This window comes from Reyranella sp. (genome assembly GCF_965228225.1).
Classification (GTDB): domain Bacteria; phylum Pseudomonadota; class Alphaproteobacteria; order Reyranellales; family Reyranellaceae; genus Reyranella.
In genome coordinates this window covers 4,634,633-4,661,606 of record NZ_OZ245801.1, presented here as the reverse complement: position 1 = coordinate 4,661,606, position 26,974 = coordinate 4,634,633, and the positions used below count along the sequence as shown (strand labels likewise).

Here is a 26,974-nt window from a genome sequence, read left to right as displayed (position 1 = left end):
AAGGGCCTAGCCGTTTCCGGCTAAGCCCTTGTTTTAGTTGGTGGAGCCAAACGGGATCGAACCGTTGACCTCTACAATGCCATTGTAGCGCTCTCCCAGCTGAGCTATGGCCCCGAAATCCTTGGGAAGGCGCGAGGTTATAATTCGTGCCTCGCGCGCTGGCAACAGGCTCTATCGATCGCCTTCACCTTTGTCGTCGACCTCGACCTCGACTTCGACCTCCAGATCGTCCTCGTCATCGTCCAGATCGTCCGCCGCCAACGCCTCGTCGCCGTCGACATCGGGCAGATCGTCACCGTCGAGATCGTCCACCTTCTTCTTCGCCGCCGCTGCCTTGGCCGCCGCTGCTGCTGCAGCCGCTGCCGCCGCCGTCGCTGCGGCCGCGCCGCGGCCGCGGCGGACCTTCACGAAGTCCTCGCGGTCATGTTCGCGCCCGCACTTGGGGCATTTGATCGGGCTCTTGCCCAGGTCGTAGAAGCGCGCTGCACAGCTCTGGCAGGTGCGTTTGGTGCCCCAGCTCGCTTTGACCACGCTAAATCTCCTGCAAATGTGCTGGAATCGGCCGAAAGGGCCGCGAGGGAGCGCGTATGTCACGCGTCTTTCACCCTGTCAAAACCAAATTCCGGCATGCTACGAGGGCCGCGCGCTGCAGTTCCGCCTGCCGCCCAACTCTGCAGTGGAGAACGCCCTGTCCGCCCATGCCGCTCCGGCGAAGCTGATCGCCCGTCCCGTCGACCGGTTGCAGGGGCGTGTCCGGGCGCCGGGCGACAAGTCGGTTTCCCATCGTTCGCTGATGTTCGGCGCCCTGGCGCTCGGGGAAACGAAGATCACCGGCCTGCTGGAAGGCGAGGACGTGCTGGCCACCGCGGCCGCGCTGCGGGCGCTCGGGGCCAGGGTCGATCACGAGGGCGGCGGTGCATGGCGCGTGCGCGGTTTCGGCGTCGGCGGGGCGCGCGAACCCGACAATGTGCTCGATCTCGGCAATTCCGGGACCTCGGCCCGCTTGCTGTCAGGCATCCTGGCCAGCCACCGTTTCACCAGCTTCATGACCGGCGATGCCTCGCTGCGCCGCCGGCCGATGCAGCGGGTCATCGAGCCTTTGTCGCGCATGGGCGCTCGCTTCGAGTCGCGCGAGGGCGGCCGCATGCCGCTCGCCATCGTCGGCACCGACGAAATGGTGCCGATCGAATACCGGCTGCCCGTCGCCTCGGCGCAGGTGAAGAGCGCCATCCTCCTGGCCGGCCTCAATACCGCGGGCGAGACGACCGTCATCGAACCCGAGGCCACGCGCGACCATACCGAGCGCATGCTGCGCCATTTCGGGGCCGAGGTGAGGGTGGTGCCGGCTGACGGTGGGGGCAAGCGGATCACGGTCGTCGGCTGGCCCGAACTCAAGGCGCGCGACATCGTGGTGCCGGGGGATCCCTCGTCGGCGGCCTTCGCCGTGGTGGCGGCGGCGATCCGGCCGGGCAGCGACGTGACGGTCGAGAATGTCGGGCTGAACCCGCTGCGCGCCGGCCTCTACGACACGCTGCGCGAGATGGGCGCCGACATCACCGTCGAGAACGCCCGCGAAGTGGGCGGCGAACCGGTGGCCGACCTGCGCGTGCGCGGCGGCGAGCTTCGCGGTGTCGAGGTGCCGCCGGAGCGGGCGCCGTCGATGATCGACGAGTATCCGATCCTGGCCGTCGCGGCGTCCTGTGCCCGCGGCACCACGCGCATGCTGGGCCTGGCCGAGCTGCGCGCCAAGGAGAGCGACCGGCTGGCCAGCGTTTCCGCCGGGCTTGCCGTCAACGGCATCCGCCACGAGATGGGGGCCGATACGCTCTTCGTGCACGGGACTGGCGAGGCGCCGGCGGGCGGCGGGACGGTGGTCACGCACCTCGATCATCGCATCGCCATGGCCTTCCTCGTGCTGGGACTGGCCTCGCGCGACGGCGTCGCCATCGACGACGGCTCGCCGATCGACACGAGTTTTCCGGGCTTCGCCAGGCTGATGGCCGATCTCGGAGCCCGGATCGAGGCCGCGTGACCCAGAAGCCTGTCATCGCCATCGACGGGCCGGCAGGCGCCGGCAAGGGCACCCTCGCCCGACGGCTGGCCGAGCATTTCGGTCTGCCCCACCTCGATACCGGCCTGCTCTACCGCGCGGTCGGACTGAAGGCGGAAAGAACCGGCCGTTCGCCGGTCGAGATCGCGGGCTGCCTCGATCCGTCGGACCTGGTCGATCCCGACCTGCGGACCGACGGGGCGGGCCAGGCCGCGTCGAAAGTGGCGGCGATTCCGGAGGTTCGGGCCAAGCTGCTGGATTTCCAGCGGAAGTTCGCGGCCCAGGCGACCGGTGCCGTACTCGACGGCCGCGACGTGGGCACCGTTATTTGCCCCCATGCGCCGGTGAAATTATTCGTGACGGCCAGCGCCGAGGCGCGGGCGGAGCGGCGGTACCGGGAGTTGCGCGCCAAGGGGGTCGACACTATAAAGCCGCGCGTTCTTGCCGAGATGGCGGAGCGGGACCGTCGCGACAGCGAACGGGCGGCAGCACCTCTTAAAGCCGCACCCGATGCTTACCACCTCGATACCAGCGACATGGATGCCGATGCGGCCTTCGCCGCCGCCTTGGCGTTCATGGAGAGCAAGGGCTTTCGATTCTCCGGGCCGTAAGTCGCCGCCGGCGGATCGAAGACATTCAGCGGCGACTGCGCCGGGACGTGTCGTCCTTGCGTCGGTGTTTCAAAGGCACTGGATCCGCCGGACTTAACCGGTTGGCCGACGGGGCACGTGTCCCGGGATCGATGATGGAGAGTTCCATATGGCAAAGGGCAGCGCCCTGCGTAGACCCGCGAACGACACGTCGAGCGACGAGTTTGCGGCACTTCTCGAAGAATCGCTGGGCGGTTCGACGAGCTTCGAAGGCACGGTCGTCAAGGGCCGCGTCATTCGCATTGCCAACGATTTCGTCGTGGTGGATGTCGGCCTCAAGTCCGAGGGCCGCGTCGCGCTGCGTGAGTTCTCCAACGGTGGCACCGGAGCCCCTGAGATCAAGGAAGGCGACGTGGTCGACATCTTCGTCGACCGTATGGAGAACAAGGAGGGCGAGGCCGTCCTGTCGCGCGACAAGGCTCGCCGCGAAGAGGCCTGGACCGTTCTCGAGAAGGCGTTCACCGACCAGGAACGTGTCATGGGCACGATCTTCGGCCGGGTGAAGGGTGGCTTCACGGTCGACCTCTCGGGCGCCGTGGCCTTCCTGCCGGGTAGCCAGGTCGACGTGCGCCCGGTGCGCGATGTCGGCCCGCTGATGGGCCAGGCCCAGCAGTTCGCCATCCTCAAGATGGACCGTCGCCGCGGCAACATCGTCGTGTCGCGCCGCGCCGTCATGGAAGAGACCCGCGCCGAGGACCGCACGCGCCTGATGGGCGCGCTGTCGGAAGGCCAGGTGCTCGACGGCGTCGTCAAGAACATCACCGACTACGGCGCGTTCGTGGATCTGGGCGGCGTCGACGGCCTGCTCCATGTCACCGACATCGCCTGGAAGCGCATCAACCATCCGTCGGAAGCCCTCACCATCGGCCAGCAGGTCAAGGTGCAGGTCGTCCGCTTCAACCCCGAGACGCAGCGCATCTCGCTCGGCATGAAGCAGCTGATGAGCGATCCGTGGGACGGCGCGGGTGCCAAGTACCCGGTCGGCCTCAAGCTCAAGGGCCGCGTCACCAACATCACCGACTACGGCGCGTTCGTCGAACTGGAGCCCGGCGTCGAGGGTCTGGTCCACGTCTCCGAAATGAGCTGGACCAAGAAGAACGTGCACCCCGGCAAGATCGTCTCGACCTCGCAGGAAGTCGAAGTGATGGTGCTGGACGTCGACATGTCCAAGCGCCGCATCTCGCTCGGCCTGAAGCAGTGCATGGCCAACCCGTGGGAGAGCTTCGCCGACAAGTTCCCGGCCGGTACCGAGATCGAAGGCGAGGTTCGCAACATCACCGAGTTCGGCCTGTTCGTGGGCCTGCCCGGCGACATCGACGGCATGGTCCATCTCAGCGACCTGAGCTGGGACAAGGCCGGCGAAGAGGCGATCCGCGACTTCAAGAAGGGCGACCAGGTCAAGGTCAAGGTCCTCGACGTCGACATGGACAAGGAGCGCATCTCGCTCGGCATCAAGCAGCTGGCCAACGATCCGTTCGAGAAGGTCGGCGCGGTCGCCAAGAAGGGCGACGTGGTCACCGTCATCGTGGCCGGCATCCAGGACAACGGCATCGACGTCACGGTGCAGGACGGCATTCCGGGCTTCATCCGCAAGACGGAACTCAGCCGCGACCGCTCCGAGCAGCGTCCCGACCGCTACGCGATCGGCGACAAGCTCGACGCCAAGATCACCAACATCGACAAGGCCTCGCGCCGCGTCGTGCTGTCGGTCAAGGCGCGTGAACTCGACGAGGAGAAGAAGGCGATGGCCGACTTCGGTTCGTCCGACTCGGGCGCCAGCCTGGGCGACATCCTCGGCGCGGCCCTCAAGAAGAGGGCAGAAGCCGACGACGACGAGAAGTAAGCCGTTTTCATCATGGTTTACGGCAAGGCCGACCCGCAAGGGTCGGCCTTTTCTTTTGCTTTCAAGGGGTTAGGCTTGACGACATCGTTATCCGGTTTAATATCAAGGACTTAACAACGATTTCTCCGGGCCTGAAGCGCCCGCCATGGAAACGCGATGACCAAGTCCGAGCTGATTGCGCGCCTGGCGGCCCGGAATCCGCATCTCTACCAGAGGGATGTCGAGCGGATCGTCGCGACTGTGTTCGACGAGATCTCCAAGGCGCTGGCGTCCGGTCACAGGGTCGAGCTGCGCGGTTTCGGCGCCTTCTCCGTGAAGAAGCGCGATCCGCGCACCGGCCGCAACCCGCGCACCGGCGAGCAGGTCTCCGTCGCCTCCAAGCGCGTGCCCTATTTCAAGACCGGCAAGGACCTGCGCGACCGGCTGAACAAGGAGGCCGCGCGCGCCGCCGGCCTGCTGCCGCCCGACTCTGCGGACGACGACAACAAGAGATAAATCAGCCCTGATCGTTCGCTCGCGTGGTGGGGGCGGGCTGTGGCATTCTCCGGGCCGCATGAAAATCCTCTCGCGTGCCCTGTTCCTGCTCTTCATCCTGATCGGCGTGCTGGTCGCGGTCAGCAATACGCAGACCGTCCAGCTGGCGCTGTGGCCGTTGCCGCACATCATCGTCATGCCGGTCTATCTGCTGGTCGTCGCCATGCTGATGTTGGGCGTCCTCGCCGGGCTCAGTATGGGATGGTGGGCCGGTCGCCATCACCGTCGCCGCGCCCGCGAGGCCGGTGGCGAGGCCGCCCGGCTGGACCGCGAGGTCGCGCGCCTGCGCGCCGCCCACGCGGCGTCGCAACCGGCCGCACCCAGCGGCCCGGCGCCGCGCGACCAGCGCGCCCTGGAGCGCCAGAGCGCCCTCGTGGCACCCGAGCTCGGCACGCGCGCCGCGCGGGGTCCCTTCTCGTGAAGGTCCTGTCGGCGGCCGAGATCGATGCCGCCCTGGACGACCTCGCGTTGATCGACCGGCTCGATGGGCTGTTCCGCGCCGGCTGCGAGATGCCGGTGCGTCATCACCATCCGATCCGGGAGCCGCTCGGCCCAGGGTCGTCCGATGCGATGCTGCTGTTGATGCCGGCCTGGACGACCGCTCAGCCGGGGGCAGTCTCCGGCCGCGTCGGCGTCAAGGTCGTCACCGTGTTCCCCGACAACGGCAAGCGTTCGCTGCCGTCGATCTACGGCCAATACCTGCTGCTGGACGGCAGCACGGGCGCCACCCTGGCGCTGCTCGACGGTACGATGCTGACCAAGCGGCGCACGGCCTGCGCCTCGGGCCTGGCTTCGCGCTACCTGTCGCGGCCCGATGCCGCGTCTCTGCTGATGATCGGGACGGGCGCGCTCGCGCCGGAACTGATCCGCGTGCATGCCAAGGTCCGACCGATTCGCGACGTGGCGATCTGGGGCCGGACGGCCAAACAGGCAGAGGCCCTGGCCGAGAGACTGTCGGCGTCGCTGCCGGAGGCGGTCGGCCGACCGGTCACCGTGCGGGCCGTCAGCGACCGACGCGCCGCGCTACAGGATGCGGACATCGTGTCCTGTGCGACGCTCTCGAAAGAGCCTCTGGTCGAAGGCGACTGGCTGCGCGATGGCCAGCATGTCGATCTGGTGGGCGCCTATACGCCGCAGATGCGCGAGAGCAACGATCGAGCCGTGCAACGCGCCCGCCTCTATGTCGACACCCGTGCCGGCGCCCTGAAGGAGGGTGGCGACGTCGTACAGGCCATCGCCAGCGGGGCCATCACGGAAGCCGCCGTCGTCGCCGATCTGTTCGAACTGGCGCGCGGTGAGCGAAGCGGCCGCGCGGCCGACGATCACACGTCGATCACCCTGTTCAAGTCGGTCGGTGCCGCGCTCGAGGACCTCGCCGCCGCCGAGCTGGCGGTCGAGGCTACGGTTCGATGAGCGCGCCGGCCGTTTTCAGCGCCTCGATCTCCTCGGCGCCGACGCCGGCTTCGGCCAGGACCGCGCGCGAATCCTGACCCTGCAGCGGCGCCATGGTGCGGATGGAAGGCGGTGTCCGGCTCATGGTCATCGGCGGCTCGACCATCATGATCTCGCCTTCCGTCGGGTGCGGATATTTCTTGAAGAGCTGGCGCCACACGAGGTGAGGGTCCTCGAACAGGTCGGCCGGCTTCGAAACCGGGGCGTTGGGAATCTGGGCTTGGTCGAGCAGCTTCACCCATTCGCCGGTGGTCTTCGAGGGCGCGATCGCCTCGACCATCGCGTACATGTCGCCGATATGCATCGAGCGGGCGTTGATGGTCGAATAGCGCGGGTCCTGCAGCACCTCCGACCGGCCGACCAGCTCGAAGAAGTTGCGCCAGTGCTTGTCGTTGTAGGGCAGGATCGCCATCCAGCCGTCGAGCGTGCGGTAGGGCTTGCGGGTGCGGGCGAGCAGGCGGGTGTAGCCGACCTCGCCCTCGTCGCTGAAGGTGCGCTCCCACAGATGCTCGACCATCAGCCAAGCCGACATGGTCTCGAACATCGGCACTTCGACGAACTGACCCTCGCCGGTGCGCTGGCGATGCATCAGGGCTGACAGGGTCGAGAAGGCGAAGGTGAGGCCCACCGTCTTGTCGGCGATGATCGTCGGCGGATAGCGCGGGACGTCGTCGCCGGCCGCTCGGCCCATCAGGTCGGCGATGCCGAAGCGGGCCTGGATGGCGTCGTCGTAGGCCGGCAGTTTTCCGTAAGGACCTTCGGCCGAATAGCCATAGGCGCCGACATAGACGATGTCGGGCTTGATCTTGCGGATCTCCTCGTAGCCCAGCCCCAGCGCCTCGATGGCCTGGGGCCGCAAGGCATGGACGAAGGCATCGGCCGTCGCCACGACCTTGAGCAGGGCCGCGCGCGCGTCCTTGTTCTTGAGATCGAGGCAGAGCGAGCGCTTGTTGCGATTGACGTACAGATAGGTCGGCCCCATGCCGGGTGTCTTGCCGGGCTTGCCGATGTGCCGCACGGCGTCGCCTTCCGGTGCCTCGACCTTGATGACGTCGGCGCCCTGGTCGGCCAGCAGCATCGTGCCGTAGGGACCGAGGATGATGTTGGTGAGGTCGACGATCCTTATGCCTTCGAGCGCGCCGGGCATTTTAATATCCTGTGTTGCGAATGGGGGGCGATCACACTGCCACCGCCCCGCCGGCGCGTCATCGTTGCTGCCATTGCGCCGCAAAACGCGGACGGAAATCATTGAAGCCGTTGGATAATGCCCGGTGACCGTGAAGGACCCGGCGCGCACGCAAACGCGGGGTTGCAGGAGACTTGGAAATTCCCCCATTTCCACGCTCGGACAAAGCGCTTCATGTGACCGTTGTGCGATGCGCCGTGCCGGTGTAGCCAAGGGACAGCGAGCCGGGGGGGCGATGCGAAGCAACGTTGCAAAGAAGCAGCACGAGCCTAAGGCGGCATCGAGCAGCGCGGCCTCCAGGCCTTATCGCATCGAAGACCAGATCGGCTATCTGCTGCGCCGCGCCCATCAGCGGGCGAGCGCGATCTTCCAGGGTAGCATCGGCGATCCCAACATCACGCCGACCCAGTATTCGAGCATGGCGAAGCTCGACGAGTATGGCGAGCTGTCCCAGAACCTCCTCGGCCGTCTCGTCGGGATGGACAAGGCGACGATGCAGGGTGTGGTGCGCCGGTTGAAGGAACGCGGGCTGGTCGATTCGCGGCCCGATCCCGGCGATGCGCGCCGCACGCTGCTCAGCCTGACGACCGAGGGCCAGAAGCTGGTCAACCGGCTGCTGCTGAACGGGCCGGCGGTCTCGCGCGAGACGCTGAAGCCGCTCAGCTCCCAGGAACAGAAGCAACTCCTCGATCTTCTGTCGCGAATCATCTGAATCCGACTCATTCATTTGACTCGCACGGAGCCTGTGTCATCGTACGTACACGAACGATATGGGCGCCTATCTCCGACCCCGAGGCCTTGAAGAGGCTCTCCAGGCACTGACCCGACCTTTCACGGTGCTGGCTGGTGGCACCGACTTCTATCCGACGCGGGTCGGACCCTCGATCACCGAGGACATTCTCGACATTGCGGGAATCGCTGCCCTGCGCGGCATTTCGGAGACGGACGAGAGCTGGCGGCTGGGCGCCACCACGACCTGGAGCGAACTGGTCGAAGCAAGCCTGCCGCCGTTGTTCGATGGGCTGAAGCAGGCGGCACGCGAGGTCGGCGGCCGGCAGATTCAGAATAGCGGTACGATTGCGGGAAATGTCTGCAACGCCTCGCCCGCGGCCGATGGCGTGCCGGCCCTGCTGGCACTCGAGGCCGAGGTGGAGCTCGCGCACCGCGACGGCACACGGCGCCTGCCGCTCGCCTCCTTCATCACCGGCGTGCGCAAGACGGCCCGGCTGCCGGGCGAACTCGTCGTGGCGCTCCATGTGCCACGCCCGCGCGCCGCGGCGAGGAGCGCCTTCATGAAACTGGGGGCCAGGCGTTACCTGGTGATCTCCATTGCGATGGCTTCTGCTGTGGTCGAGGTCGCAGACGGTAAAGTCGCCGCCGCCCGCGTGGCCGTCGGCGCCTGTTCGCCGGTGGCGCAGCGTCTGCCCCGGCTGGAGCAGGCGCTGATCGGCACCTCGTTCGACGCCACGCTCGGCGAACGGGTCGAGCCGTCCCATCTCGCGCCCTTGTCGCCGATCGACGACATCAGGGGCAGCGCGGCGTATCGCGGCGATGTGGCCCTGGTCCTGCTGCGGCGGCTCCTGGCGAAGGTCTCGGCATGAAACTTGATTTCACCCTCAACGGTCGTGCTGCAAGCTGGGATGGTGCGCCGGTCACGCGGCTGGCCGCGGCCCTGCGCGACGATCTTGGTCTGACCGGCACGAAGATCGGCTGCGATGCCGGCGATTGCGGCGCCTGCACCGTCCTGTTGGATGGGCGCCAGGTCTGTTCCTGCCTCGTGGCCATGGGCCAGGTCGCGGGTCGCAGCGTCGAGACGGTGGAAGGTCTTGCCGCTGCCGGCGATTCGATCGCCGTGCTCCAGCAATCATTTCTCGATCATGGCGCGGCGCAGTGCGGCATCTGTACGCCCGGCATGCTGATGGCCGCGCAGGAGCTGGTGCGGCGGAACAGCAAGCCGAGCCGGGCCGAGGTCGAGGACGCTCTGGGCGGCGTGCTCTGCCGCTGCACCGGTTACGGCAAGATCGTCGATGCCGTGATGGATGTCGTATCCCCGGCGCCGGCGAGTGCACCGATGGCAGGCCGAGCCGTCGGGTCGCGAATCGTGCGGGTCGACGGTCCGGCCAAGGTGACGGGGCGCGACGTGTTCGGCGCCGATGGCATTCCCAAGGATGCGCTGTGGATTCGCGTCGTGCGCTCGCCGCATGCGCGGGCGCGCTTCGAGCTGGGCGATCTCGAACCGCTGCGGCGGCGTCTCACCGCGGTGCTGACGGCGGCGGACGTGCCGTTCAACGGCTACGGCATCTATCCCGACATCAAGGACCAGCCGGTACTGGCCGACGGGCATGTCCGCTATCGCGGCGAGGCGGTCGTCGCGCTGGTCGGCGAGCGCGCCGAGGTAATGGCGATCCGCGACGACGAGGTGCCGATCACCTGGAGACCCGAGCCGCCGCTCTTCGGCGTTGACGCCGCGATGGCGGAGGACGCACCGCTGGTGCAGGCCGACAGGCCGGGCAACCTGCTGCTGAAGGGCGGGGTGAAGCGCGGCGACGCGCTGGCTGCGTTCGAGGATTGCGCCGCCGTGGCCGAAGGCACGTTCGAGACGGCGTTCGTCGAGCACGCCTATATCGAACCCGAGGCCGGCTGGGCGCGCCGGGTCGGCGACCGGATCGAAATCCACGCGACCACCCAGACGCCCTACATGGACCGCGACGAGATCGCCAACCTGATGCGACTGAAGCCGGAGGCGGTGCGCATCGTGCCGACGGCCTGCGGCGGCGGCTTCGGCGGCAAGCTCGATCTCTCGGTGCAGCCGCTGATCGCCATTGCGGCCTGGACTCTGGGACGTCCCGTGGCACTGGTCTACACGCGGCCCGAAAGCATGGCCGCCAGCACCAAGCGGCATCCCGCACGGGTCACGGCGCGTTTCGGCTGCGATACCGAGGGCAAGCTGCAGGCCTGCGACGTGACTGCCCTCTTCGACACCGGCGCCTATGCGTCCTGGGGACCGACCGTCGCCAATCGCGTGCCGGTGCATGCGATGGGACCCTATGCCATCCCCAACGTGCGGACCTGGGGCGAAGCCTATTTCACCAACGGACCGCCGGCCGGCGCTTTCCGCGGCTTCGGCGTGCCGCAGGCCGCCATCGCGCACGAGGCGATGATGGATGAACTCGCCGACAGGCTCGGGATCGACCGGCTGGAGTTCCGTCATCGCAACGCCCTGCGCGCCGGCGATACGACGGCGACAGGCCAGACGCTCACGCATTCCGCCGGCCTCGCGCAGTGTCTCGAAGCATTGCGGCCGCATTGGCGGAAGGCACACGAGGAAATCGCGGCGTTCAACGAGACGGGCGGTCCGCATCGCCGCGGCATCGGCATCGGCTGCATGTGGTACGGGATCGGCAACACCTCGATGTCGAACCCGTCGCGCATGCGGGTCGGCCTGTCGCCGGCCGGGACGCTGACGCTCTACAACGGTGCGCTCGACATCGGTCAGGGCAGCAACACCATCATGGTGCAGATCGCCGCCGATGCGGTCGGTCTACCCGCCGAACAGTTCAAGCTGGTGACGGGCGATACCGATCTGACGGCCGATGCCGGCAAGACCTCGGCGTCGCGCCAGACCTTCGTGTCGGGCAAGGCGGCGGAGAAGGCCGGACAGGATCTGCGCCAGCAGATCCTGCGACTGGCCAATGCCGGCTCCAACGCGATCCTGTCGCTCGAGGGCGCAAAGCTCTCGGTGCGCGATGGCGCCGACGTGCGGACCATCGATGTCGCCACGGCTGGTCCGCTGATGGGCGAAGGCACCTTCGATCCGCCGACGACGCCGCTCGATGCCGACGGGCAGGGCGTGCCCTACGCGACCTATGCTTTCGCCGCGCAGCTGGCCGAGGTCGAGGTCGATATCGAACTGGGGACGGTGAAGGTGTTGCGCATCGTGGCCGCGCACGATGTCGGCCGGGCGATCAATCCGACGCTCGTCGAGGGCCAGATCCAGGGCGGCGTGGCGCAGGGGCTGGGCCTCGCGCTGATGGAAGAATACTTGCCCGGCCGCACCGAGAACCTGCACGACTATCTCATCCCGACCGTGGGCGACGTTCCCGAGATCGAGTGCCTGCTGATCGAGGATCGCGAACCGCTGGGTCCCTCGGGCGCCAAGGGAATCGGCGAACCGGCGCTGGTGCCGACGGCCCCGGCCATCCTGGGCGCCGTCCATCACGCGACCGGCGTGCGCGCCCACCGCGTCCCGCTGCTGCCGCACCGCCTGCGCGAGGCCATGGTCGCCCAGCAAAGGAGCAAGGCATGAGCGACGACATCTCGCTCTCGGAGGCCGAACGCAGCGCGGGCATCGTGCGCTGCGACGCCTGTCCCGTCCTGTGCCGCATCCGCCCCGGCCGCGCCGGCGCCTGCGACCGCTATGCCAACGAGAATGGCGCACTGGTGAGGGTCGATCCGCTGGTGCTGCTGGCCAAGCCCGATCTCGCGCGCATCGCGTTCGTGGAAGGCAGCGAAGCCTGGCGCGGCGAACTGGGCAAGGGCGAGGGCGCCTTCGTCACCGGGATCGGTGCCACCACCACCTATCCCGACTACAAGCCCGCGCCCTTCATCGTCTCGTCGAAGCCTGACGGCGTCGACATGGTCACGGTCGTGACCGAGGGCATCTTCAGCTACTGCGGCGTCAAGGTGAAGATCGACACCGACCGCTATCTCGGGCCCGAGCAGGCGGCGGTGCGGGTGAAGGGCGAGGCAGTGGGCCATGTCACCACCGCAGAATACGGCTCGCAGATGCTGTCGCTGGGTGGCGTCCACCATCTCACCGGCGGCAGCAAGAAAGAAGGCGTCGTCACCTGCGACACGCTGTTGGCGCTGTGCAATCGCGAGGCCGTCGAACTCACCATCGACGGCGGCTCGACGGTGATCGTGCAGGCCGACCGGCCGCCGGTGGTGAACGGCACGCTCGAGGAGCGCATGCGGGTCGGCTGCGGCTCGGCCGCCATCGGCATGTTCGCGCCGCAATGGAAGGACCATGTCGACGAGGTGATCGTGGTCGACGACCACATCACCGGCGTGCTGAGCGAGCACCAGGGCGGCGTCTTCCTCGACATGAAACCTGCCGGTATCCGCGTGCGCGGCCGGCGCTCGACGCCGGGCCGGTACTTCCAAGTGGCGGAGCCGGGGCTGGGCTGGGGCGGCACCAATGTCAGCGACCCGCTGGAAATCATCGAGAGGATCGATCCGAAGCAGGCCTGGCCGGGGCTCAAGCTGCTGATGGTCTCGACGACCGGGGAGCATTCGGCCTGGTTCACGCTCGACGAGACTTTGAAGCCACAGCCCGCCGAGATGCCCGCGCCGGTGCGCCACGTCGTCGAACGCATCGCCGAGAATTGCGAGCCCGCGCTCTGCACCGTGCTGTTCATGGCCGGTGCCGGCGGGTCGCTGCGCGCCGGCGTGACCGAGAACCCGGTGCGGTTGACGCGCTCGGTGCGCGACACGCTGACGAAAGTCACGCTGGGCGGCGCGCCGGCCTTCATCTGGCCGGGCGGCGGCATCACCCTGATGGTCGACGTGGCGCGCATGCCGGAGAGATCCTTCGGCTACGTGCCGACACCGGCGCTGGTCGCGCCGATCGAATTCACGCTGCGGGCTGACGATTATGCGGCGCTGGGCGGCTACGCCTCGCGTGCGGTTACGCTGGAAGATGTGATCGCGGGGCACAAGGTGCGGATCGAATGAGCGCCGTCGCCGCCCGTTTCGCCGACGGACGGCTGCATCTGCAGCACGGGCCGATCGATCTCATCGTCGAAGCCTTCGGCGCGGCGGACGAGGTCGAGCGTGCCTATGCGCAAGCCATCGATCGCTTTGGCGACATCCTGCCGACCCTGGTCGGCGAGCTGACCGTGCTACGCCGGCCGGTCGGCGAGGCCTATCCGCTGCTGCAGGGTCCGGTGGCGCGGCGCATGGCCGAAGCCGTGTGGCCGCATCGCGCTCGCTACATCACGCCGATGGCTGCCGTTGCCGGCGCCGTTGCCGACGAGATGCTGCAGGCGCTGGTCCGTGGCCGCATGCTCGACAAGGCCTACGTGAACGACGGCGGCGACATCGCGATCCATCTGACGCCCGGGCAGAGCTTGCGCGCCGGTATCGTCGCTGATTCAGTCTCTTCCCCATTCAGATGGGGAAGTGCCCCGTCATACGGGGCGATGGGGTCATGCTCGTCGCCACCGCAAGGGCTGACCCCTCCGTCGGCGGTTACGCCGCCACCTCCCCATTTGAATGGGGAGAAAGGGCATAAGACATTGGACGGCGTGGCCTCGCTCACGCACGAGCGGCCGGTGCGTGGCATCGCGACCTCGGGCCGGGGCGGGCGCTCCTTCTCGCTGGGTATCGCGGAGTCCGTGACCGTGCTGGCCGCCACGGCGGCGGCGGCCGATGCCGGAGCGACCATGATCGCCAACGCGGTGAATGCCGACCATCCGGCGATCGAGCGCCGGCCTGCCTGTGACCTCGATCCGGACAGCGATCTCGGCAAGCTGCCCGTCACGGTGGCGGTCGGTGAGTTGCCGCCGGAGATCGTGGCGGTGGCTCTCGATCGCGGAAGGATGGAAGCGCGGCGGCTCAGGCTGTGCGGCCTGATCGACAGCGCCGCGCTGTCGCTCGAAGGACAATGGAGAATTGAGACAGGCGGCACGCCGCTTGCTCTGTCGGAGGCGGGATGAGCGATCTGGTGAAAGTGCGGAAATACGTGGCGACGGTCGAGGAGACGCTCCACGACTTCGGGCCGGCGCTGGCGCGCCCGGTCACCAAGGCGGTGGTCGGCGGCGTCATCGCCAACCCCTATGCCGGTCGCCACGAGGCCGACATCCAGCCGATGATGAAGGCGCTGGAACCGCTCGCGGTCGATCTCACCGAGCGGGTGATGAAGATCCTGGGCGCCAAGGGCTCCGAGCTGGAAGCTTACGGCAAGGGCGCCATCGTCGGGTTGAACGGCGAGCTGGAACATGCCGCACTTTGGCATCAGCCCAGCGGCTTCGGCATCCGCCATGCGATGGGCGGCGCCAAGTCGATCGTGCCCTCGACCGTGAAGGTCGCGACCGCTGGCGCGCGCATCGACATTCCACTTCATCACGTCACGGCGGCCTATGTGCGCAGCCATTTCGATGCCATCGAGTTCTGCGTGCCCGATGGGCCGCGTCCGGACGAGATCGTGTTCATCGTCGCCGCCTCGATCGGGGGCCGGCCCTATGCCCGGGTCGGCGGGCTGACGCCGGACGGGATCAAGCTCGGGGACGGGCAGCGATGAGGCGCCAACGATGAGCGACGAGGCGCTCGCGGCCGCGCTGAAGGTCATGGACGACTATATCGACGGCCTGAATCGCCATGACGAGCCGGCCGTCAACGACGCCTGCAATTTCCCGCATGTGCGACTCGCGGGCGGCAAGGTGGTCGTGTGGCCCAACCACGGCGACTACAAGCTGGGCGATTTCGTCGCCCGCGCCGGCGACGGCTGGCATCACAGCACGTGGGACGAGCGCACGCCGATCCATGTCGGCCGCGACAAGGTCCATCTCAAGGTGAAGTTCAGCCGCTGGCGCGAGGACGGCTCGCGTCTGGGCGTCTTCGAGACGATCTACATCGTGACCTTGCAGGAGGGTCACTGGGGAATACAGGCACGGTCGAGCTTTGCCGACTGAGCGCTTGTGGGAGAGGGGCCGGCCTCGCTAGGGTCGGTTCACGGGGAATTTTTTCACTTATTCAGGAGGGGGATGTCATGCTGACCCGCAATCGCCTGCTTGCCGGCACTGCCGCGCTCGTGGCGCTGTCGCTCGTCGGACCGGCTGCCGCGCAGGCACCGATCAAGATCGGCGAGCTCAACAGCTACAAGGTCTTCCCGGCCTTCCTCGAACCCTACAAGAAGGGCATCGAGCTGGCGGTCGAGGAGGTCAATGCCGCCGGCGGCGTGCTCGGCCGCAAGATCGAGGTGGTGAGCCGCGACGACAACGGCAATCCCGGCGATGCCGTGCGCGTGGCCGAGGAGCTGCTGAGCCGCGAGGGTGCGTCGTTCCTGATCGGCACCTTCCCGTCGAATGTCGGCCTGGCGGTCGCGGATTTCGCCAAGCAGCGCAAGGTTCTGTTCATCGCCGCCGAGCCGCTGACCGACAAGATCGTCTGGGACCAAGGCAACGCCTACACGTTCCGCCTGCGCACCTCGACCTACATGCAGACGGCGATGCTCATTCCCGATGCGGTCAAGCTGAACAAGAAGCGCTGGGCGATCGTCTATCCGAACTACGAGTACGGCCAGTCGGCGACCGCCGCCTTCAAGAAGCTGCTGAAGGAGAAGCAGCCCGACGTCGAGTTCGTCGCCGAACAGGCGCCGCCGCTCGGCAAGATCGATGCGGGCGCCGTGGCGCAGGCCTTGGCCGACGCCAAGCCTGACGCGATCTTCTCCTCGCTGTTCGGACCCGACCTCGCGAAGTTCGTGCGCGAGGGCCAGACCCGCGGCCTGTTCAAGGGCGTCGAGGTCTTCAACCTGCTGGCCGGCGAGCCCGAGTATCTCGATCCGCTGAAGGAGGAGTCGCCCGACGGCTGGTACGTCACCGGCTATCCGTGGAGCGAGCTGAAGACGCCGGAGCACACCAAGTTCCTCAACGCCTACCAGGCCAAGTTCAAGGACTATCCGCGGCTGGGGTCGGTGGTCGGCTACGCGACCGTGATGTCGGCGGCCGAGGCGATCAAGAAGGCGGGCTCGCTCGACCAGGAGAAGCTGGTCGCCGCCATGAGCGGCCTGAAGCTGATCACGCCCTTCGGCATGATCGAGTACCGGCCGATCGACCATCAGTCGACCATGGGCGCCTATGTCGGCCAGATCGGCGTGAAGGACGGCAAGGGCTACATGAAGAACTGGCGCTTCGTCGACGGCAAGGACGCCCTGCCGAGCGACGCCGACGTCCAGAAGATGCGGCCGAAGAACTGATAGCTCGTCTGTTGCTTTCCCCCTCCCCAACCCTCCCCCGTCTGACGGGGGAGGTGGCCCGAAGGGCCGGAGGGGGTAGGCCACCCGCATGACTCTCGCTTCCATCCTCATTCAGCTGCTGAACGGGCTGGCGGCCGCCGCGTCGCTGTTTCTCGTGTCGGCCGGCCTGTCGCTGATCTTCGGCGTCACGCGGATCGTGAACTTCGCGCACGGTTCGCTCTACATGCTGGGGCTCTACGGCGCCTACTCGCTGATCGAGTTCTTTGGCCGGACGCCGCTCGGCTTCTGGGGCGCCGTCGTGCTGTCGGCGCTGGCAGTCGGGCTGGTCGGCGTCCTGATCGAGGTGCTGGTCCTGCGGCGCATCTATCGCGCGCCGGAGCTGTTCCAGCTGCTGGCGACCTTCGCCGTCGTGCTGGTGATCAAGGACATCGCGCTCTTCACCTGGGGCGCCGAGGATCTGGTCGGTCCGCGCGCGCCCGGCCTCTCGATGGCGGTCGAGATCATGGGCCGGCGCATCCCGGCCTACGACCTGCTGCTGATCGCCATCGGCCCCGTCGTGCTGGGCCTCGTCTGGCTGCTGCTCACGCGCACGCGCTGGGGCGCGCTGGTGCGGGCGGCGACCCAGGACCGCGAGATGGTGGGCGCGCTGGGCGTCGATCAGGCCAAGCTCTTCACGTCGGTCTTCTTCGTGGGCTCGGTGCTGGCGGGGCTGGGGGGCGCGCTGCAGATCCCGCGCGAGCCGGCCAATCTCGAACTCGACCTCGCCATCATCGCCGATGCCTTCGTGGTCACGGTGGTGGGCGGGCTGGGCAGTATCGGCGGCGCCTTCCTGGCCGCCATCATCATCGGTGTCGCCAAGGCCTTCTGCATCGGCATCGGCACGGTGACCTGGTTCGGCTTCGAGGTGTCTTTCTCCAAGCTCACGCTGGTGGTCGAGTTCCTGATCATGGCGCTCGTGCTGGTCGTGCGGCCCTACGGGCTTCTGGGCAAGCCGCAGGCTGCGCAGCGGGCGGCCGAACCGGCGCCGCGGCTGCAGGTGCCGTCCTGGACCTTCGCCCTGGTCTGGCTGGTGCTGCTCGCCCTCGTGCCGCTGGTCGCCGACCGCTACACCACGATCCTGCTGACCGACATCGTCTGCTTCGCGCTCTTCTCCGTCTCGCTGCATTTCATCATGGGGCCGGCCGGCATGGTCTCGTTCGGCCACGCCGCCTATTTCGGCATCGGCGCCTATGCGGCGGGCCTGCTGATGAAGCGCTTCGGCCTGCCGATGGAAGCCGCCCTTCTGCTGGCGCCGCTGGTCGCCGGCCTGTTCGCCATCGTCTACGGCTGGTTCTGCGTGCGCCTGTCGGGCGTCTACCTCGCCATGCTGACCTTGGCCTTCGCGCAGATCAGCTGGTCGATCGTCTTCCAGTGGGATTCCGTGACGGGCGGCAGCAACGGCGTGTTCGGCATCTGGCCGCCGGCCTGGCTGGCCGACAAGACCGCCTACTACTATCTGGCGCTCGCCCTGTGCGGCGCCGGCATCGTCTTCCTGTGGCGCGTGCTGTTCTCGCCCTTCGGCTATGCCCTGCGAGCCGGCCGCGATTCGCCGCTGCGCGCCGAGGCGATCGGCATCGACCTGCGCGGCTTCCAGTGGGCGGCCTTCGTGCTGGTCGGCGCACTGGCCGGCCTCGCGGGCGCGGTCTACGCCTTCTCCAAGGGCAGCATCTCGCCGTCGAGCATCTCGATCGCACAGTCGACCGACGGCCTCATCATGGTGCTGCTGGGCGGCGTCGAGACGCTCACTGGCCCGGTGGTCGGCGCGGCGATCTTCACCTGGCTGCGCGACGTCGTGGCCCGCAACACCGAATTCTGGCGCGCGGTGATGGGCGGCGTGATCCTGCTGATCGTGCTGCTGTTCCCGCAGGGACTGGTCGGCGGCCTGAAGGCGCTGGTCGCGCGCTGGCGGGAGCAGCGGGCATGAGCCACGCGATCCTCCAGGTCGAGGGGCTGCACAAGGCGTTCGGCGGCGTCCAGGCCGTGGCCGACGTCTCCTTCGCCGTGTCGGCCGGCGAGATGCTGGCGCTGATCGGGCCCAACGGCGCAGGCAAGAGTACCTGCTTCAACATGCTGAACGGCCAGCTCACGCCCGACTCCGGCATCGTGCGCCTCGAGGGCCGCGACATCGTGGGCCTGCGTCCGCGCGCCATCTGGCGCCTGGGCGTCGGGCGCACCTTCCAGATCACCGCCACCTTCGCCTCGCTCAGCGTCCGCGAGAACGTGCAGATGGCGCTCTATTCGCATGCCGGCCGGCTGCGCTCGCTGCTGTCGCGCTTCGGCGCCGCCTTTGCCAAGGAAGCCGATGCGCTGCTCGATCAGGTCGGCATGCTCGACCAGGCGGAGCGGACCTGCGGCGTGCTGGCCTATGGCGACCTGAAGCGGGTCGAACTCGCCATCGCGCTGGCCAATGAACCGCGCCTCCTGCTGATGGACGAGCCCACCGCCGGCATGGCGCCCAAGGAGAGGGTCGCGCTGATGGAGCTGACGGCGCGGCTGGCGCGGGCGCGCAATATCGCGGTCCTGTTCACCGAGCACGACATGGACGTGGTCTTCACCCAGGCCGACCGCATCATCGTGCTCGACCGCGGCGTGCTCATCGCCGGCGGCACGCCGCCGGAAGTCCGTGCCAACCCCAACGTGCGCGCGGTCTATCTCGGGAGCGCGCATTGACCGCGTCGCCGATGCTCGAGGTCAAGGACCTGCATGCCTTCTACGGCCGCGCCCATATCCTGCACGGCATCTCGCTCGAGGTGCGCGCCGGCGAGGTCGTGGCGCTGCTGGGCCGCAACGGCGCCGGCAAGTCGACGGCGATGAAGGCCATCATGGGGCTGGTGCCGCCGGCCCGCGGCGAGGTGAGCTTCGCCGGCCAGCGCATCGAGCGCCTGGCGCCCTATCGTATCGCGAGGCTCGGCCTGGGTTACGTGCCCGAGGAGCGGCGCATCTTCACCGAACTGTCGGTTATGGAGAATCTCGAAGTCGGCCGTCAGGCGGCGCGGGCCGGCGTGCCCCTCTGGACGGAAGACAAGCTCTTCACTCTGTTCCCCAACCTCGCCCGCATGCGCGAGCGGCCAGGCGGGCGGATGTCGGGCGGCGAGCAGCAGATGCTCACCATCGCCCGGACCCTGATGGGCAATCCGAGCTGCGTCCTGCTCGACGAGCCGTCCGAAGGGCTAGCCCCCATCATCGTCGAGGAGATGGCCAATTCCATCCGGGCGCTGAAGGGCGAGGGCGTGTCGGTCATCCTGTGCGAGCAGAACCTGCACTTCGCGCTGGGCGTCGCCGACCGTGCCTACATCATCGAGAAGGGCCAAATCCGCTTCGGCGGCTCGATGGCCGAGCTGGCCGCCAACGAATCCCTCCGCGAACAATATCTTTCGGTTTGAACCCATGGCGTCCAAGAGCACTTTCACCGTCGGCATCGATGTCGGCGGCACCTTCACCGACCTGCTGGCGATCGATCCGGCCAGCAACGAGGTGAGGCTCGCCAAGGTGCCGACCACAGTCGACAACCAGGCGATAGGGTTCATGGCGGCGCTGGCGGCCGCGGGGCTCGATCCGGCATTGCTGCAGGCGGTCGTGCACGGCACGACGACCACCACCAATGCGGTGCTCGAACGCAAGATCGCGAAGGTCGGGCTCATCACCACCAAGGGCTTCCGCGACGTGCTGGAGCTGGGCCGCCGCACGCGCCCTCAGGCTTATGGGTTGCGCGGCACCTTCACGCCGCTGATCGACCGCGAGGTGCGGCTCGAAGTACCCGAGCGCATGGACGCCGACGGCAAGGTGCTGACGGCGCTCGACGAGGCGGCCGTCGCCGACGCCGCCAAGAAGCTGTTGGCGTCGGGTTGCGAGGCCGTCGTCATCCATTTCCTGCACAGCTACATCAACCCGGCGCATGAGCGCCGCGCCGCCGAGATCGTGCGTGGGCTTTGGCCGAATGCCTATGTCACGGCGGGCCACGCGATCCTGTCGGAGTATCGCGAGTACGAGCGCGGCGTGACGGCGGCCGTGAATGCCTCGGTGCAGCCGGTGCTCGATCGCTATCTCTCGCGCCTGCGCACCGAGCTGAAGGCCAAGGGCTACGATCGCGACCTGCTGGTGATGCAGGGCAACGGTGGCACCATCTCTTCGCAGCTCATCGCCGAGGCGGCGGTGAACACGGTGATGTCGGGCCCGGCCTCGGGCGTGATGGCGGCGGCCTATACCGGCCGCGCCTCGGGCCATCCCAACCTGATCACCTACGACATGGGCGGCACCTCGACCGATGTCGGGCTGATCGAGAATGCCGTGCCGCAGGTCTCGGGCGAACTCGAACTCGAATATGCCATGCCGATCCACGTGCCGATGGTCGACGTCCACACGATCGGTGCCGGCGGCGGCTCCATCGCGTCGGTCGATGCGGCCGGCATGCTGCGGGTCGGACCGGAGAGCGCGGGCGCGCGGCCCGGTCCCATCTGCTACGGCCGCGGCGGCGCCGAGCCCACCATCACCGACGCCAACCTGGTGCTGGGCCGGCTCAACCCCGATAAGCTCTTGGGCGTCGATCATCCCGTGACGCTCGACCATGTGCGGGGGCTGGTGCTGGAGAAGGTGGGCCAGCGTCTCGGCCTCGATGCCGGGGCGGCGGCCGCCGCCATCCTGCGCGTCGCCAACGACCGCATGGCCGGCGCCGTGCGTCTCGTGTCGCTGTCGCGCGGCCACGATCCGCGCGACTTCGCCCTGTTCGCCTTCGGCGGCGCCGGTCCGCTACATGCCACGGCCTTGGCGCGCGAGCTGGGCATTCCGACCGTGCTGGTGCCGGCACGGCCCGGCATCACCAATGCGCTGGGCTGCGTCGTGGCCGACTTGCGCCACGACTATGTGCGGACCGTGAACAAGCCGCTGTCCAGGGTCGACGATGCGACGGTGGCGCGCATCTATGCCGAGCAGGCGACCGAGGGCGAGGCCACGATCGCGCGCGAGGGCGTGCCGGTGCGCGAGCTGCGCCGCGTGTTGTCGGCCGACATGCAGTTCCAGGGGCAGAGCCATATCCTGTCGGTGGGCGTCGACGGCGCCGACATCGGTGTCACCGGCCTGCACAAGGCCTTCGCCGCCGCCTACTGGCGCCGTTTCGGCATCGAACTGCCGGAGATCCCGCCGGTCCTCGTCAACCTGCACACGGCGGTGATCGGCGTGCGCCCGGAAATCTCGCTGGCCGCGCTGGCCGCCACCGATCGCGCAGCCACGCTCGCGGTGGCGAAGCTCGGCACGCGCCGCGTCTGGTTCAGCGACGGCTGGCACGAAACGCCGATCTATGCCCGCGAGAAGCTGCCCCTCGATGCCACGTTGGAGGGCCCGGCAATCCTTGAACAGCTCGACTGCACGACCGTCGTCGAACCGGGCGACACGGTCCGGCAGGACGGACTCGGCAATCTGTTGATCTCGGTGAGCCGGCAGGACACGATCCAGACCTCGACAGGGTAGGGATATCGATGGCGTTTCGCTTCGTGCATGCGGCCGATATTCATCTGGATTCACCGCTTCGATCTCTCGCGCTCCGCAATCCCGAGCTGGCCGATCTGATCGGAAACGCAACGCGCCAGGCATTCTCCGGCATCATCGATCTGTGCCTCGCCGAGGAGGTCGATGCGCTCTTTCTCGCGGGCGATCTCTACGACGGCGATCAGACATCGATGAAGACGGCGCGCTATTTCGCGAGTCAGCTTCATCGCCTGGACCAGGCGGGTATCCAGGTGTTCATCGTTCGCGGCAATCACGATGCGCTGTCGCGCATCACCAAGGAACTGGTCCTCCCCGAGTCGGTCAAGGTCTTCAGCGGCCGGGCCGAGGCCATTCCCATCGAGGGTGCGCCCGGCGATCCTCGCGTGGTGATTCACGGTATGAGTTTCGCGCAGCCTCACGCGCCGGACAGCCTGCTGCCGCGCTACAAGCCGCCCGTCGAGGGGGCGGTGAACGTCGGGATCCTCCATACGAGCCTGGCCGGGGCGCCCGGCCACGATCCTTATGCGCCATGCAGCGTCGCCGATCTGCGCGCCACCGACTTCCGCTACTGGGCTCTCGGCCATGTTCACAAGCGCTTTGTCGCCGACGGTCCCTGTACCATCGTGATGCCCGGCAATCCGCAGGGCCGCGATATCAACGAGGCCGGCGCCAGGTCCGTCACCCTGGGCACGATCGCCGATGACGGTTCGATCCGCATCGAGGAGCGTTACACGAGCGTTGCGCAGTTCGAGAGGACCGTCGTCGACGCGAGCGGCATAGCCGAATGGCGCGACCTGATCGCGGCGGCCGCCAAGGCGATGGAAAGGACCCGGGCAAGTGTCGCGGCGGGTCACCTGGTGGTCCGGTTGAAGATCGTCGGAAAGACCCCGCTGGCGTGGCGGATGCGCAGCGATCTCGATCTCCTGAGGGCGGACGTGGAGCACCGCGCCGCGGCGATGGGCGCCTGCAGCGTGGAGAAGCTGGAGATCGAGTGCCAGCCTTCGGGCGCGCTCCCGGTGTCATCGGGTGATCCGATCGCGGAGCTGCGCCGGCTGATCGAAAGCGAGATCGTCCGCTCCGACGCGTTCCAGCGGGAGGCCCTCGAGATCGGCGAGGAGCTGAGGGGGCAACTGCCGCAGGAATGCAGGCATCTCCTCGGCGCCGACGAGGCGGGTCTCAGGGACTTCGTTCTGTCGCTGGCCCAGGACGGAGCCGACGATGTGCTTGCCCGGCTTCATGCCCAGGCCAAAGCCGGAGAGGGCTGATGCGCCTCAGGCGGCTCGACCTCACGCGCTATGGCAGGTTCACCGGGCGCAGCATCGATTTCGGCCCGGCGGAGGAGGGCGCGCCCGATCTGCACATCATCTACGGTCCGAACGAGGCGGGTAAGTCGACGGCGTTGGCGGCGTTCCTGGATTTTCTGTTCGGGATCGAGCCGCGGTCGCGCTTCAACTTCCTTCATCCCTATCCCACGATGCGCATTGGCGCGTCGCTCGAACTTGCGCGGGGCGCCCGGGAACTGGTCAGGGTGAAGCGAGCCCAGAACAGCCTCCTCGACGCCGGCGACCAGCCGGTCCCGGAGGCGCTCATCCAGGCAGAGTTGGGCAACATCGATCGCGACTCCTACCGGACGATGTTCTCGCTCGACGACGACACGCTGGAAAAGGGCGGCGAAAGCATCCTCGCGAGCAAGGGCGATCTCGGCCAGTTGCTGTTTTCGGCCAGCGCCGGCCTGTCCGATCTGGGCCGCAACCTCGAGGAGATCCGCGGCGAAGCCGACAGGTTCTACAAATACCGCGCCCGGAGCGGAGAGCTGGCCGATCTCAAGGCCCGTCTGGCGACGTTGCGGGCCGAACGAGAGAAGATCGACACCTTTGCCGCGCAATATGCCCAGCTGGTCGCGACACGGGACAAGGCCTTCAGTCTGTACAACGACGTCCTGGGAGACCGCGCCAGGATCGCTGCGCGGTGCGGCGAGATCGAGCGACTGCTGTTCGCCCTTCCGCGCCTTGGTGGGTTACGTGACATCCGCCAACGTCTCCTGCCGCTCGCCGATCTGCCGGACATTCCGCGCGACTGGGCGGAGCAGCTGCCCGGGATGCAGAAGGATGAGATCGCCCTGGAGACGCGGGCACAGGCCGCCGAGGACGAAGTGGCGAGGCTGGACGGTGAGCTGGCGGCGATCGTCGTCGATCCGGCCGCTCTCGCCCTGGCCCAACGGTTCAGCGGCCTCTCCGATCTCCGGGCCCGATACGTCACGGCGACCAAGGACATTCCGGAGCGTCGGCTGCAGTCGCGGGAGGTCGACCTCGTCATCTCCGGCATCCTCGACCGGATCGAACGCAAGGACGAGCCGGAGCCGGGCAGGCTGCTGCTGGGCACGTCCATCGCGGCGCCTTTGCAAGCATTGATCGAAAGCTGGTCGGGAATCGAGGCCGCCCTGAAGGCCGCCGAGAACGAACTCGAGGCCGCCAGAGGCCGCGTGGAGGAAGCGCGGGTCCAGCTCGAGGAGGCTGGAGGCGCCAGCGAGAGGGAACGCAACCCGTCGAGCCTTGCTTCGACGCTCGGTCCGGTGGTCGCGGCCCTGAGGGCCGACGATCACGTGGCGCGGCGGCGGCTTGCCGACCGCGCGCTTGCCACGCATCTGCGATCGTTGGACGAGCGACTGCGGGACCTGCACCCCTGGTCGGGCGATATCGAGCATTTGGCGGGGCTGAAACTGCCGGACGCCAGTACCATCGAGCGGTGGAAGAAGGAGACCGCGGCCGCGCAACGGCAGGTCGACCGGCACGAGGACGATATCGAGCGCCTGACCGCCGAGCGCGACAGGATCAAGGCGGAGCGCGACGCGCTGGGTGTCACCGGCGTCGTCGGCGATCAGCAAGCAAGCGAGGTCCGCATGGCGCGGGAGCGCGCCTGGGCCAGCCATCGACGGACCCTCGACGACGCCTCGGCCGACACGTTCGAGGCGGCTCTGCGTCAGGACGACATCGTGACGACGACCCGGCTCGGACACACGACCGACCTCGTGAAGCTCCAGGAGGCGAGCCGTGCGTTCGTGGTGGCGGAGCAGGCCCTTGGGCGCGCCGTGGGCCTGCGCGATGCGGCGGCGGCGGTCTTGCAGCGTGTGGGCGACGAGATCGCGGCGGCGCTCGGCGCTGCATCCCCGGCGCTGCCGGTCACGATGACCTTGCCGCAGCTGGAGGCCTGGCTGGCGCGGCGCGCTTCGGCTCTGGACGTGCGCGCGAGCCTTCTCTCCGCGCAACACGACAGGGAACAAGCAGACTCGGATGCGAGGGGGGCGCGCGACAGGCTCACGGCGGCGCTCGTCGCCAGAGGCATTGCGGTCGAAGCGGAGGCAAGCTTCGAGGGGCTTCTTGAAACGGCGCAGGGTGCGATCGACCGGGAGGGCGAAATCGAGAACCTGCGGACGGCGCTGGCCGCGCGCCAGCGCGAGCTGCTGCGGCGGGAGCGGGAGGTGGAGCGAGTTGCCGCCTCGAGGAACGAGTGGACGGCTGCCTGGCAGGCTGCATGCAAGCGATGCTGGTTGGGCGATGCCGACCCGATGCCGTCGAGGGGCGCGGTCCGCGAGATCCTTGCGGCCTTGGTCGAGTTGCGCCCCGCTCTCGAGAAACGCGCGGGGTTCGCTGACCGGATCGAGAAGATGGAGAACGACCAGGCGGCTTTTGCGGCTGAACTCGAGGCCATGGCCGGGGAACTGGGCGTTGTCTCGGCGGGGCTCGCAACCTTGGATCTCGCCCGCGAGATCCAGCGCCGCGTCGATACGGCGCGCGCGGCCGAGGCGGAGCGTCTCAGCAAGACGCGCGACCTCGAAGCGGCGCTGGCAAAGCAACGCGCTCTCGCCGAGGACGTCGCCATCCACGCGCGGCTCAAAGCCGAACGGACGGCGTTCTTCGGGGTCCCGTCGCTTGGCGAGATGGCTGTGAAACTGCAGGCCGTCGAGAGAAGGAGCGGTTTGCAGGAACAGTACGATGCGGCGGTCCGCGACATTGTGGCGATGCTGCAGGTATCGACGATCGACGAGGCCGAGAGGCTGCTCGATGGTCTGGAGAGAGGCGCCCTCGAAGCCGAGTTGGCCGAGTTGAAGCCGCGGTCTGCCGATCTGGATCGGCGCAGCCGCGATCTCTTCTCCGAGCACAGCAAAGCCGTGGACGCCGTCGAAGCGGTGGGAGGCGACGACGCGGTCGCTCGCATCGAGGAGCAGCGGCGGACGACGCAGCTCGATGTCGAGGACAAGGCGCTGCATTACTTGCGGCTGAGACTGGGCTCTGCCGCTGCCGAACACGCCCTGCGCGCCTATCGCGAGCAGCACCGCAGCTCGATGATGGCGCGCGCGTCGGATGCGTTCAGGACGATCAGCCGCGGGACCTATGAGGGCCTCGCCACGCAGCCCGACAAGGAGGGCGAGACGCTGATCGCCGTCGGCGCGGACGGCCGCTCGAAGACGGCGATGGAGTTGTCGAGAGGCGCCCGCTTCCAGCTCTATCTGGCGCTCCGGGTTGCCGGCTACCACGAATTTGCCCGGTCACGCCCCTCGGTGCCTTTCGTCGCCGACGACATCATGGAGTCGTTCGACGACTTCCGCGCGGAGGAGGCCTTCCGCCTGTTCGCCGACATGGCCGGCGTGGGACAGGTGATCTATCTCACCCATCACCGCCACCTGGCCGAAATCGCCCAGCGCGTCTGTCCGACGGCCCGCCTTCACCAAATGGAAGCGTGAGCGCCGAGTCTGGCCGCTTGCTGA

General features: G+C 67.9%; 22 protein-coding genes and 1 tRNA gene. 20 read left to right on the top strand and 3 right to left on the bottom strand.

What is annotated here, in order from left to right; all coding sequences use genetic code 11:
• Positions 1-38: 38 nt before the first annotated feature.
• Positions 39-114: transfer RNA gene (locus ACO07K_RS22640), tRNA-Ala, on the bottom strand.
• Positions 115-171: 57 nt separating this feature from the next.
• Positions 172-531 carry a TIGR02300 family protein gene (locus ACO07K_RS22635; protein ID WP_298307833.1) on the bottom strand — a complete coding sequence of 120 codons (360 nt, stop codon included), beginning with the start codon at positions 529-531 and terminating at the stop codon, positions 172-174.
• Between the two features lie 157 nt (positions 532-688).
• Between ACO07K_RS22635 and aroA the strand changes: the two genes are divergently transcribed.
• The 6 genes from aroA to ACO07K_RS22605 all read left to right on the top strand — a co-directional run bounded on the left by aroA (position 689) and on the right by ACO07K_RS22605 (position 6,490).
• The gene (gene aroA, locus ACO07K_RS22630; RefSeq protein ID WP_422036692.1) at positions 689-2,032 is read left to right on the top strand and encodes a 3-phosphoshikimate 1-carboxyvinyltransferase; all 1,344 of its coding nucleotides are present in this window, start codon (positions 689-691) and stop codon (positions 2,030-2,032) included.
• Positions 2,029-2,661, top strand: a complete 633-nt coding sequence (locus ACO07K_RS22625) for a (d)CMP kinase (protein ID WP_422031868.1) — start codon at positions 2,029-2,031, stop codon at positions 2,659-2,661. Before aroA ends, ACO07K_RS22625 begins: the two co-directional genes overlap by 4 nt.
• 148 nt (positions 2,662-2,809) lie before the next feature.
• The gene (gene rpsA, locus ACO07K_RS22620) at positions 2,810-4,543 is read left to right on the top strand and encodes a 30S ribosomal protein S1 (RefSeq protein ID WP_422031866.1); all 1,734 of its coding nucleotides are present in this window, start codon (positions 2,810-2,812) and stop codon (positions 4,541-4,543) included.
• Between the two features lie 156 nt (positions 4,544-4,699).
• Positions 4,700-5,038 (top strand): integration host factor subunit beta, encoded by a 339-nt coding sequence (gene ihfB / locus ACO07K_RS22615; RefSeq protein WP_422031864.1) that lies wholly within the window; start codon positions 4,700-4,702, stop codon positions 5,036-5,038.
• Positions 5,039-5,096: 58 nt separating this feature from the next.
• Positions 5,097-5,498, top strand: coding sequence for a lipopolysaccharide assembly protein LapA domain-containing protein (locus ACO07K_RS22610; RefSeq protein ID WP_422031862.1), 402 nt, complete (start codon positions 5,097-5,099; stop codon positions 5,496-5,498).
• Complete coding sequence (locus ACO07K_RS22605; protein WP_422031860.1) at positions 5,495-6,490, top strand: ornithine cyclodeaminase family protein; 996 nt, start codon at positions 5,495-5,497, stop codon at positions 6,488-6,490. Before ACO07K_RS22610 ends, ACO07K_RS22605 begins: the two co-directional genes overlap by 4 nt.
• Here ACO07K_RS22605 and ACO07K_RS22600 read toward each other — a convergent pair.
• The gene (locus ACO07K_RS22600; protein ID WP_422031858.1) at positions 6,477-7,676 is read right to left on the bottom strand and encodes a CaiB/BaiF CoA transferase family protein; all 1,200 of its coding nucleotides are present in this window, start codon (positions 7,674-7,676) and stop codon (positions 6,477-6,479) included. The two genes, ACO07K_RS22605 and ACO07K_RS22600, sit on opposite strands and share 14 nt — an antisense overlap.
• 274 nt (positions 7,677-7,950) lie before the next feature.
• Here ACO07K_RS22600 and ACO07K_RS22595 point away from each other — a divergent pair, with 274 nt between their 5' ends.
• The 14 genes from ACO07K_RS22595 to ACO07K_RS22530 all read left to right on the top strand — a co-directional run bounded on the left by ACO07K_RS22595 (position 7,951) and on the right by ACO07K_RS22530 (position 26,950).
• On the top strand, positions 7,951-8,427 hold the full coding sequence (locus ACO07K_RS22595; protein WP_422031856.1) for a MarR family winged helix-turn-helix transcriptional regulator: 477 nt from the start codon (positions 7,951-7,953) through the stop codon (positions 8,425-8,427).
• A 58-nt stretch (positions 8,428-8,485) separates the two neighbouring features.
• Positions 8,486-9,316: an FAD binding domain-containing protein gene (locus tag ACO07K_RS22590; RefSeq protein ID WP_422031854.1), complete on the top strand. Its 831-nt coding sequence runs from the start codon at positions 8,486-8,488 to the stop codon at positions 9,314-9,316.
• Entirely contained in the window at positions 9,313-12,021 is a 2,709-nt protein-coding gene (locus tag ACO07K_RS22585) for a molybdopterin-dependent oxidoreductase (RefSeq protein ID WP_422031852.1), read from the top strand. Before ACO07K_RS22590 ends, ACO07K_RS22585 begins: the two co-directional genes overlap by 4 nt.
• On the top strand, positions 12,018-13,448 hold the full coding sequence (locus tag ACO07K_RS22580) for a 6-hydroxynicotinate reductase (RefSeq protein ID WP_422031850.1): 1,431 nt from the start codon (positions 12,018-12,020) through the stop codon (positions 13,446-13,448). Before ACO07K_RS22585 ends, ACO07K_RS22580 begins: the two co-directional genes overlap by 4 nt.
• On the top strand, positions 13,445-14,431 hold the full coding sequence (locus tag ACO07K_RS22575; RefSeq protein ID WP_422031848.1) for a UPF0280 family protein: 987 nt from the start codon (positions 13,445-13,447) through the stop codon (positions 14,429-14,431). Before ACO07K_RS22580 ends, ACO07K_RS22575 begins: the two co-directional genes overlap by 4 nt.
• Positions 14,428-15,015 carry an amino acid synthesis family protein gene (locus tag ACO07K_RS22570; protein WP_422031846.1) on the top strand — a complete coding sequence of 196 codons (588 nt, stop codon included), beginning with the start codon at positions 14,428-14,430 and terminating at the stop codon, positions 15,013-15,015. Before ACO07K_RS22575 ends, ACO07K_RS22570 begins: the two co-directional genes overlap by 4 nt.
• Before the next feature lie 10 nt (positions 15,016-15,025).
• Complete coding sequence (locus ACO07K_RS22565; RefSeq protein WP_422031844.1) at positions 15,026-15,406, top strand: hypothetical protein; 381 nt, start codon at positions 15,026-15,028, stop codon at positions 15,404-15,406.
• A 77-nt stretch (positions 15,407-15,483) separates the two neighbouring features.
• Positions 15,484-16,689: an ABC transporter substrate-binding protein gene (locus tag ACO07K_RS22560; RefSeq protein WP_422031842.1), complete on the top strand. Its 1,206-nt coding sequence runs from the start codon at positions 15,484-15,486 to the stop codon at positions 16,687-16,689.
• Positions 16,690-16,777: 88 nt separating this feature from the next.
• Positions 16,778-18,652, top strand: a complete 1,875-nt coding sequence (locus tag ACO07K_RS22555) for an ABC transporter permease (protein WP_422031840.1) — start codon at positions 16,778-16,780, stop codon at positions 18,650-18,652.
• Positions 18,649-19,398, top strand: a complete 750-nt coding sequence (locus ACO07K_RS22550; RefSeq protein ID WP_422031838.1) for an ABC transporter ATP-binding protein — start codon at positions 18,649-18,651, stop codon at positions 19,396-19,398. Before ACO07K_RS22555 ends, ACO07K_RS22550 begins: the two co-directional genes overlap by 4 nt.
• A gap of 11 nt (positions 19,399-19,409) precedes the next feature.
• Complete coding sequence (locus tag ACO07K_RS22545) at positions 19,410-20,111, top strand: ABC transporter ATP-binding protein (RefSeq protein ID WP_422036691.1); 702 nt, start codon at positions 19,410-19,412, stop codon at positions 20,109-20,111.
• 4 nt (positions 20,112-20,115) lie between these two features.
• Positions 20,116-22,191, top strand: a complete 2,076-nt coding sequence (locus ACO07K_RS22540) for a hydantoinase/oxoprolinase family protein (protein WP_422031836.1) — start codon at positions 20,116-20,118, stop codon at positions 22,189-22,191.
• Between the two features lie 8 nt (positions 22,192-22,199).
• A complete protein-coding gene (locus ACO07K_RS22535) occupies positions 22,200-23,474 on the top strand; it encodes a metallophosphoesterase family protein (RefSeq protein WP_422031834.1) in 1,275 nt (424 codons plus the stop codon).
• Positions 23,474-26,950, top strand: coding sequence for an AAA family ATPase (locus ACO07K_RS22530; RefSeq protein WP_422031832.1), 3,477 nt, complete (start codon positions 23,474-23,476; stop codon positions 26,948-26,950). The genes ACO07K_RS22535 and ACO07K_RS22530 overlap by 1 nt, the downstream gene beginning before the upstream one ends.
• Positions 26,951-26,974: the final 24 nt, after the last annotated feature.